The 8,559-nt window shown below is 66.1% G+C and carries 10 protein-coding genes; 6 read left to right on the plus strand and 4 right to left on the minus strand.

Annotated elements, in window-relative coordinates; genetic code table 11:
- The first annotated feature begins 2 nt into the window (after positions 1–2).
- Positions 3–443 carry a carboxymuconolactone decarboxylase family protein gene (locus tag VFH65_RS01790; protein ID WP_353319412.1) on the plus strand — a complete coding sequence of 147 codons (441 nt, stop codon included), beginning with the start codon at positions 3–5 and terminating at the stop codon, positions 441–443.
- Positions 433–1,659: a hypothetical protein gene (locus tag VFH65_RS01795; RefSeq protein WP_353319413.1), complete on the plus strand. Its 1,227-nt coding sequence runs from the start codon at positions 433–435 to the stop codon at positions 1,657–1,659. Before VFH65_RS01790 ends, VFH65_RS01795 begins: the two co-directional genes overlap by 11 nt.
- Here VFH65_RS01795 and VFH65_RS01800 read toward each other — a convergent pair.
- Together VFH65_RS01800 and VFH65_RS01805 are read right to left on the minus strand one after the other, a co-directional pair.
- Complete coding sequence (locus tag VFH65_RS01800; RefSeq protein ID WP_353319414.1) at positions 1,649–2,266, minus strand: TetR/AcrR family transcriptional regulator; 618 nt, start codon at positions 2,264–2,266, stop codon at positions 1,649–1,651. The two genes, VFH65_RS01795 and VFH65_RS01800, sit on opposite strands and share 11 nt — an antisense overlap.
- A 27-nt stretch (positions 2,267–2,293) precedes the next feature.
- Positions 2,294–3,523, minus strand: coding sequence for a cytochrome P450 (locus VFH65_RS01805; protein WP_353319415.1), 1,230 nt, complete (start codon positions 3,521–3,523; stop codon positions 2,294–2,296).
- A gap of 51 nt (positions 3,524–3,574) precedes the next feature.
- Here VFH65_RS01805 and purD point away from each other — a divergent pair, with 51 nt between their 5' ends.
- The gene (gene purD, locus VFH65_RS01810; protein ID WP_353319422.1) at positions 3,575–4,849 is read left to right on the plus strand and encodes a phosphoribosylamine--glycine ligase; all 1,275 of its coding nucleotides are present in this window, start codon (positions 3,575–3,577) and stop codon (positions 4,847–4,849) included.
- Here the strand turns inward: purD and VFH65_RS01815 are convergent.
- A complete protein-coding gene (locus VFH65_RS01815) occupies positions 4,839–5,648 on the minus strand; it encodes an alpha/beta hydrolase (RefSeq protein WP_414688336.1) in 810 nt (269 codons plus the stop codon). The genes purD and VFH65_RS01815 overlap by 11 nt on opposite strands.
- On the minus strand, positions 5,648–6,223 hold the full coding sequence (locus VFH65_RS01820) for a TetR/AcrR family transcriptional regulator (RefSeq protein WP_353319417.1): 576 nt from the start codon (positions 6,221–6,223) through the stop codon (positions 5,648–5,650). The genes VFH65_RS01815 and VFH65_RS01820 overlap by 1 nt, the downstream gene beginning before the upstream one ends.
- Before the next feature lie 59 nt (positions 6,224–6,282).
- Between VFH65_RS01820 and VFH65_RS01825 the strand changes: the two genes are divergently transcribed.
- The 3 genes from VFH65_RS01825 to VFH65_RS01835 form a co-directional block, all read left to right on the plus strand.
- Entirely contained in the window at positions 6,283–7,125 is an 843-nt protein-coding gene (locus VFH65_RS01825; protein ID WP_353319423.1) for an oxidoreductase, read from the plus strand.
- Between the two features lie 50 nt (positions 7,126–7,175).
- Positions 7,176–7,805 carry a TetR/AcrR family transcriptional regulator gene (locus tag VFH65_RS01830; RefSeq protein WP_353319418.1) on the plus strand — a complete coding sequence of 210 codons (630 nt, stop codon included), beginning with the start codon at positions 7,176–7,178 and terminating at the stop codon, positions 7,803–7,805.
- Positions 7,806–7,819: 14 nt separating this feature from the next.
- The coding region (locus tag VFH65_RS01835) for an APC family permease (RefSeq protein WP_353319419.1) at positions 7,820–8,559 on the plus strand (740 nt) is incomplete at its 3' end.

Raw genomic sequence — 8,559 nt, forward strand, 5'->3', positions numbered from 1 at the left:
CCGTGGACGAACTGCGTCGCAAGGGCCTCGAGAAGATGAACGAGGTCTACGGCTGGGAAATGCCTGACATGCCCGGCGACTACTTTGCGCTGACCGCAGACCACCTCTTCGGCACCATCTGGACGCGGCCTGGCCTGTCGATGCGCGACAAGCGGATCATGACGCTGACCGTCGTGACGGCGCTCGGGATACAGGACCTCGCTGAGGTTCAGGTCAATGCAGCGATCGCGAACGGCGAACTAACCGAGGACGAGCTCAAGGAGATGGCGATCTTCCTCACCCATTACCTGGGCTTCCCGTTGGGCTCGAAGCTCGACGGGGTTGTGACAAAGGTTGCGAAACAGCGCAAGAAGGGCGAAGGGCGGGACACGGCCGAAGAAAAGCGAGCGAACGTCAATGCCGCGCTGAAGATGCACTCGGGAAGCAGTCTCGATGACAAGTAGGTACGCCAGCCTGTCGCGCAAGGAGCTGGCCGTCCTGCTCCCCGAGCTGCTGCTGATCGGCCAGTTGATCGATCGGTCCGGAATGGCGTGGTGCATCAGCAATTTCGGTCGCGAGGAGATGCTGCAGATCGCGATCGAAGAGTGGATGGGGGCCAGCCCGATCTACACCCGGCGGATGCAGAAGGCCCTGCGCTATGAGGGCGAGGACGTCGTCACGATCTTCAAGGGCCTACAGCTCGACATCGGGGCACCGCCGCAGTTCATGGACTTCCGCTACACCGTGCACGATCGCTGGCACGGCGAATTCCACCTCGACCACTGCGGGGCGCTGCTCGACGTGGAGCCGATGGGCGAGGACTATGTGCGCGGCATGTGCCACGACATCGAAGACCCGACGTTCGACGCCACCGCGGTGGCCACCAACCGCAGGGCGCAGATCCGCCCGATTCACCGGCCACCCCGGATACCGGCCGACCGTCATCCGCACTGCGCGTGGACGGTCATCATCGACCAGTCGTATCCGCCGGTGGAGGACCACCCCGCCATGGACGTTGTGCGCCGAACACGCGCGGCGAGAACAGAACTCGAGCCCATCGACACCTCCGACGAGGGCCAGTCGGACTACTCCGGCGAACTGGTCTCGGACTTCGACTTCGCCGCGTACTCACACTCGGCGCTGGTGCGCATGGCCGATGAAGTGTGCCTGCAGATGCATCTGCTCAACCTGTCGTTCGTGCTCGCGGTGGGTAAGCGCGCAGGCACCAACGTCGAATTGGCCAACGAGATCTGCACCAAACAGCTGATCGGGCTCGCCGGTGTGGCCGCCGAACGTATTCACCGCGCGCTGGAACTACCCAGCGGGGTCGAAGGCGCGATGAAGGTGCTCGAGTTGCACCCGGTGTTCAATCCGAGCGCTTACGTCACCACCGAGTTCGGGCCCGACGTGGTGCACGTCAGCCGGTCGCCTGCGCATGAGGACGGGGCATGGATCTCGCTGGTGACACCCGCCGAGATGCGCCCGCTGCAGGCGATCGTCGCCGCGGTGGACCCGCACCTGAACGTGGAAGTCGGCGGCAACGAGACCGAATGGACTGCGCGGGTGTTCGAAACCAACACCGCGGCAAAGGAATTCCCGGAGGTGTCGGTGGCCAAGGTCAGCGGCGGGTCGACGTTCGTGTTCGAGCCGAGGAAGTCCCTGCCGCTGACTATCGTTTGATCGTCGCCTCCGGCGACGGAAGTACGGCCGACCCCACCCAGCGCCTCAGGTAGTCGCGCAGCTCGTCCCCGCGTCGGGGCGGGCGGCCGGGGTCGATGACGAACGACTGGATGATGCGAAGCAGATGCTCGGCCAGTTCGTCGAGGTCGGCATCGGTGAAGCCGAGCCCGGCCCAGTCGACGTCGAATCGCCGCAGCATGGAGTTCGCGAACTTCACCGCGACATCGGAGGTGACCGATTCCGTGTGCGCGGTGGGCTTGCCGGGAACGATCAGCAGACCGATGTGCTTGTCTTTCGGCAACCATTCCAGCGCCGTGGCGATGCCCTCCGTGACCGCTTCGGCGGGATCGGTGATGCCGACCAGGTGCTCGGCCATCCGGTCGAGGAAGTCGGTCGCCGCGTGCACGGCGGCGGCCACCAGTAGAGCGTCGGTGCTGGGGAAATACCGGTAGACGGTTTGGCGCGTGACGCCAAGGGTGCGGGCCACGTCGGCGATGCTGATGTCGGCACCGCGCTGGTCGATCGCCTTGTTCGCGGCGGCAAGGATGCGGGCGATCGCCTCGTCGTCGGTGGCAGGCGCCGCTCCAGACCAGCCGTGGGTACGCACGAGCGAATGGTACGTCAGCCAGCCAGTTCAGCCTCGGTAGGAGACGGCCAACCGCTTGACTCCGTTCAGCCAGCCCGACCGAAGGCGTTGCGGCTCGGAGAGTTTGGCGATGTCGGGCAGCTGGTCGGCGATCTCGTTGAAGATCAGCTTGATCTCCATGCGCGCCAGGTTGGCGCCGATGCAGAAGTGGGCGCCGTTGCCGCCGAACCCGAGATGCGGGTTGGGGTCGCGCAAGATATTGAACTCGAAAGGCCGGTCGAACACCGCGTCGTCGTAGTTGGCCGAACTGTAGAACAGGCCGGCGCGCTGTCCCTCGCGGATGGTGACGCCGCCGAGTTCGGTGTCCGCCAACGCCGTTCGCTGGAAGCAGTGCACGGGCGTGGCCCAGCGGACGATCTCGTCGGCCGTCGTCTCCGGCCGGTCTCGCTTGAACAACTCCCACTGGTCGGGGTTTTCGAAGAACGCGTTCATGCCGTGCGTCATCGCGTTGCGGGTGGTTTCGTTGCCTGCAACGGCGAGCAGAATCACGAAGAACGCAAACTCGACGTCCTGCATTGATTCACCGTCGATGTCGGCCTGCACCAGGCGTGTGACGATGTCGTCGGCCGGGCAGCGGCGCCTGTCCTCGGCCATGGTGTAGGCGTAACCCATCAGCTCGGCATTGGCGGCGACGTAATCCGCCTCGAAGTCCGGATCGTCGGTGTTCATGATCGCGTTGGTCCAGTGGAACAACTTCTCCCGATCTGCCTCGGGTACGCCGATGAGGTCGGCGATCGCCAGCAACGGAAGCTTCATCGCGATGTCGTCGACGAAGTCGCCGCTGTCCTTCTCCTTTGCGGCGGCAACGATCTCGCGGGCAGCGACGGCGAGCTTGTCTTCGAGTGTGGAGACGGCTCGCGGCGTGAACAGCCGCGACACGATCTTGCGCAGCCGGGTGTGTTCCGGCGCGTCGTGGTTGATCAGCAGCGCCTTGGTCAGCTCGAGTTGGTCCGCGTCGGTGCCCTCGGGCATCCGCATCACTACGCCCTTGCGGTTTGTCGACCAGAGGTCACCGTTGCGCGAGATCTCCTTGATGTCCGCGTGGCGGCTGATCACCCAGTAACCGCCGTCGCCGAAGATCGATTCCCGCTGCTCGTTCCACCACACCGGCGCGGTCTTGCGCAGTTGGGCGAATTCGGCGACCGGGATGCCCTGCTGCAGGACGTCCGGGTCGGTGAAGTCGTACCCGGCGCCAAATGGGCATGTGCTCTGCGTCATAGTTCGACCATACACTGTGATGTCAAGTGTATGGCCGTAGTCTTGGCAGTTGTGCGCGTCCTGGTGATCGGATCCGGAGCCCGAGAACATGCGCTGCTGCTTGCGTTGCGGCAGGACCCCGAGGTCGAGGAATTGGCTGTCGCGCCCGGCAACGCGGGGACCGCGATCATCGCCGACCAATACGACGTCGACATCTCCTCCGGGGACGCGGTCGTCCAACTGGCCCAGCGCATCGGCGCCGATCTGGTGGTCATCGGGCCCGAAGTGCCACTGGTGCTCGGCGTCGCCGACGCCGTGCGGAATGCAGGCATCGCCTGCTTCGGGCCGACGAAGGACGCCGCGCGGATCGAGGGCAGCAAGGCGTTCGCCAAGGACGTGATGGCCGCCGCCGGTGTGCTCACCGCGACCAGCGAGATCGTCGACAACCCTGCGCACCTCGACGCCGCCCTCGACCGGTTCGGCCCGCCAAGCGGTGATTCCGCATGGGTGGTCAAGGACGACGGCCTGGCCGCGGGCAAGGGTGTGGTGGTGACCGCCGACCGCGACGCCGCGAGGGCCCACGCCGCCAGCCTGCTCGACGCCGGCCACCCGGTGCTGCTCGAATCGTTTCTCGACGGGCCCGAAGTGTCACTGTTCTGTGTGGTCGACGGCGAAACCGTGGTGCCGTTGCTGCCCGCACAGGATTTCAAGCGGGTCGGCGATAACGACAGCGGCCCCAACACCGGCGGCATGGGAGCCTACGCACCGCTGCCGTGGCTGCCCGACGGCGTCGTCACCCAGATCGTCGACAATATTGTGAAACCCGTTGCCGCCGAATTGGTTCGACGTGGCAGCTCATTCTCCGGGCTGCTTTATGCCGGCCTGGCGATCACCTCGCGAGGGCCGGCGGTGGTCGAATTCAACTGCCGCTTCGGCGATCCCGAGACTCAGGCAGTGCTCGCGCTTCTCGACAGTCCGCTTGGCCAGCTGCTGCGTGCCGCTGCCACCGGCCAATTGGCCGAAGCGCCCGCATTGCAATGGCGCGACGGTGCCGCCGTGACGGTGGTGGTGGCCGCCGAGAACTATCCCGGACGCCCGCGGGTGGGCGACGTGATCGTCGGCGCCGAAGCCGACGGCGTGCTGCATGCGGGCACCGCGCGCCGCGACGACGGCGCGATCGTGTCGTCAGGCGGCCGGGTGCTGTCGGTGGTCGGCACCGGCTCCGACCTGACCGCCGCCCGCGAAGCGGCCTACACGCTTGTGAAGTCGATTCGCTTGCCGGGCAGCCATTTTCGCAACGACATCGGGCTGGCCGCCGCAGAGGACCGGATATCGCTCACGCAGTGAGAAGCGGCGAGATCCAGGCCAGCTCGCCTGGCAGCTGCGAGCTCCAGTAGGCGCCGTCGTGTCCGCCTGGGGAGAATCCGCCTGCCGGCGGGTTGGGTAGCTGCGCGATGAACTGTCTTGTCGCTTCGGCGAACGGATCGCCGTCGCCGCAATCGATCCGCAGCGGAATCGAATTCAGCTCAGGGCGGGCCCACACGCTATGGGCTTCGTAGTCCGCGGGGCCATCGAAGGCGTACGGGGCCGCTGCGCCGGCCGATGTCCACAGCGCCGGGCTGACAGCGCAGATGGCCGCGGTGCGGGCGGGACCAAGTCGGGAGCCGAGCAGCAGCGCGCCATAGCCGCCCATCGACCACCCCATGAATGCGACGCGCGACGTGTCGATCTCTTGAGTGCCCAGCATCGGGATGAGCTCGTCGAGCACCATCGCCCCGGCATCCTCACCGGACGCCCGTTTGTGCCAGTAGCTTCCTCCGCCGTCGACCGCGACCACCGCGACCGGCGGCAGGCCCGCTGCGACGGCTTGGGCCAACCCGTGCTCGACACCGCCGGCCATCACGCCTGCGGCACTTTGACCCTTGCCGTGCAGCGCGATGATGGGCCGCAGCGGTCCGGTCTGCCCGGGCGGGCGGGCGATGGCCCATTGGGTGAGCACGCCGCCGCGCGCGGCCGACATGAAGAATCCGCTGGCGAACGTTGGGGCCGCGGAGGCGGGTGCGGTGGCACCCAACGCGTAGGCGCCGACCGCGCCTAAGCCAAGACCCAGAATTGTGCGACGGTTCAGTTCTGGCATGCGGGCCATCATGCCAAAGGGGTTGCGACGATCGCGGTGAACACCGCCTCCAGCACGTTGACCAGCTGGTCGGGGTGCGTCTCGTTGAGGGCGCGGGTGACGACCACGCGTCGCATCAACAGAATTCCTGCGATCACCGCCAGCATGGCTTCGGTGCGGATCTCGCGCCCCGCTTCGGGAAGCTGCCGGGCCAACCGGCTTCCGACATGGCGTTCGATCGCGTCGCGCACGATTTCGACGGCGCGTGGATTCGACACCGACCGCAGCATGATCAGGAAGGGCTCGAGCGGCTCGGCGTCCCGGTTTGTGCGCTCGACGAGCGCAGTGGCGGCGTCGTGCGCCAGCGAGTCCGAATCGGCGGCAACCACCACTGGGGCGGTGAACGCGGTATCGACGGCCTCGGCGAAGAGCCGCTCCTTCGACCCGAAATAGCGATTGACCATCATCGCGGTGACCCCGGCGGAATGCGCGATCTCGCGGACACCGACGCCGTCGTACCCGGTGCGGGCGAAGGCCTCGATAGCCGACCGCAGGATCGCCTCACGCGTTGCCGCAGCGTTTCGTGGACGGTGGCGTGACGTCATGCTCCGACGGTAGGGGAATAGAAGCCGCTAAGTCTACGATTGTAGACTTCATGAAAGAAATGTCCCCCGCATCGAAGGTTTGGCTCATCACCGGCAGCGCCCGCGGATTCGGCGCCGAGTTGGTCCGCGCGGTCCTCGCGCACGGCGACCGGGTGGTCGCCACCGCCCGACATCCCGAGCAGTTGCGCACCCTCGTCGACGGCCACGCTGAGCGGGCGCGCGTTTTTGGCCTCGATGTGACTGACGCCGACGCCGCGACCGCCGCAATCGAATTCGCGGTCGCTGAATTCGGCCGGATCGACGTGGTAGTGAACAACGCCGGCTATGCCAACAGCGCGGCCATCGAGGAAATGGAACGAGACGACTTCCGCGCCCAGATCGAGGCCAACCTGTTCGGCATCGTCAACGTAACGCGCGCAGCGCTACCCGTGTTGCGAAAGCAACGATCCGGTGTCTTCGTTCAGTTCTCATCGGTCGGCGGTAGGGTCGGTGGAACCCCGGGTATGGGCGCCTACCAGACTGCGAAGTTCGCCGTCGAGGGTTTCTCCGAAGTGCTCGCCAATGAGGTGCGGCCGTTCGGTGTGAGAGTGATCATCGTTGAACCCGGCGCCTTCCGCACCGACTGGCAGGGATCGTCGATGACGATGCACGAGCCGGGGCCCGACTACAGCGAGACCGTCGGCCGGATGCACGAAATGCGTCGCTCCACCAACGGAACTCAGCCGGGCGACCCTGCGCGTGCCGCCGAAGTCATCATCGATGTCGTCAACGCGCCCGAGCCGCCGCGGCGTCTGCTACTGGGGCGCGGCGCGGTCGAACAGGCACTCGCCAGTGGCGCGGAACGCAACGAGGAAGCCCGACAGTGGGCGGCAGTCAGCAGCAGCGCTGACTTCCCTGAGTAAAGCCTGATGATTGGCTGAAAAGGCAATGCCGCCACCCCCCAACTGGCAGCATGCAAGAGGTGACGACAGCGGCCACTCCAAAGGGAGAACGTCGGCGGTATGCGCTGGTTAGCGCTGCCGCTGATCTCCTCTGCGAGGGGGGCTTCGACGCGGTGCGACACCGTGCCGTCGCGCGCCGCGCGGGTCTGCCGCTGGCGTCGACGACGTACTACTTCTCGTCGCTGGACGACTTGATCGCAAAGGCCGTCGAACATGTCGGGCTGCGCGAGGCGGAGCAGTTGCGCGCGCGGGTGGCCGCGTTGTCGCGCCGACGCCGCGGTGCCGAGTCGACGGCGGAGATCTTGGTCGATCTGTTGGTCGGCGATACTCCGGGACAGCGGATGAGCGACCAGTTGATCTCGCGCTACGAGCGCTACATCGCGTGCGCGCGTCAGCCCGGACTTCGCGAGATCCAGCAACGAATCTTGCAGCAGCGCACCGACGCCGTAGTCGAAGTGGTCGAGCGGTCTGGGCGGTCGGTGCGCGCCGAACTTCTGACGGCGTTGGTGAACGCCGTCGACGGAGCTGTGGTGGCGGCACTGGTGGGCGACGGTGACAGCCCGCGTGCGACGGCTCGCGCGACGTTGATCGACGTGATAGACGTGTTGGCACCCATCGACGAGCGGGTCGCGCAGGTGTGACCTGAAGGAGGGCAATGACTCAGGCTGAGACGGTCGAGGAGCAACCACAGCTGCGGCGAGTCATGGGCCCAGGCCTGCTGCTCTTGTTCATTGTCGGTGACATCCTCGGGACCGGCGTCTACGCGTTGACCGGTGACGTGGCCGCCGAAGTCGGTGGGGCGGCGTGGGTTCCGTTCCTCGTCGCGTTCCTCATCGCGACGGTCACCGCGTTCAGCTACCTGGAGTTGGTGACCAAGTATCCGCAGGCGGCCGGCGCTGCGCTGTACGCGCACAAGGCTTTTGGCGTGCAGTTCATCACGTTCTTGGTCGCGTTCATCGTGATGTGTTCGGGCATCACGTCGGCCTCAACAGCGTCGCGGTTCTTCGCCGCCAATCTCTCTACCGCGTTCGATTTGAACTGGGGCAAGTTCGTCCTCGCCGCGGTCGCGCTGCTGTTCATGGCGATGCTGGCCGCGGTGAACCTGCGCGGGGTGGGGGAGAGCGTCAAGCTCAACGTCGGGCTCACCATCATCGAGATCACTGGCCTGCTGCTGGTGATCTTGGTGGGGCTGTGGGCTTTCACCGGGGGCGGCGCGGACGTCGACTTCTCGCGCGTCGTCGCATTCGACACCGCAAGCGACAAGAACGCGTTCATGGCCGTCACCGCCGCTACGTCGTTGGCGTTCTTCGCGATGGTCGGTTTCGAAGACTCGGTGAACATGGCCGAAGAGACCAAAGACCCGGTGCGGGTGTTTCCCAAGGCGTTGTTGACGGG

The sequence above is a fragment of the Mycobacterium sp. genome (assembly GCF_035697385.1).
Lineage (GTDB): Bacteria > Actinomycetota > Actinomycetes > Mycobacteriales > Mycobacteriaceae > Mycobacterium.

Excerpts from the sequence above, each read along its gene's own strand:
- VFH65_RS01815 (WP_414688336.1), bottom strand. The coding sequence starts at position 5,648 with ATGGCCCGCATGCCAGAACTGAACCGTCGCACAATTCTGGGTCTTGGC.
- VFH65_RS01820 (WP_353319417.1), bottom strand. The coding sequence starts at position 6,223 with ATGACGTCACGCCACCGTCCACGAAACGCTGCGGCAACGCGTGAGGCG.
- VFH65_RS01830 (WP_353319418.1), top strand. The coding sequence starts at position 7,176 with ATGCAAGAGGTGACGACAGCGGCCACTCCAAAGGGAGAACGTCGGCGG.
- VFH65_RS01825 (WP_353319423.1), top strand. The coding sequence starts at position 6,283 with ATGTCCCCCGCATCGAAGGTTTGGCTCATCACCGGCAGCGCCCGCGGA.
- VFH65_RS01795 (WP_353319413.1), top strand. The coding sequence starts at position 433 with ATGACAAGTAGGTACGCCAGCCTGTCGCGCAAGGAGCTGGCCGTCCTG.
- VFH65_RS01805 (WP_353319415.1), bottom strand. The coding sequence starts at position 3,523 with ATGACGCAGAGCACATGCCCATTTGGCGCCGGGTACGACTTCACCGAC.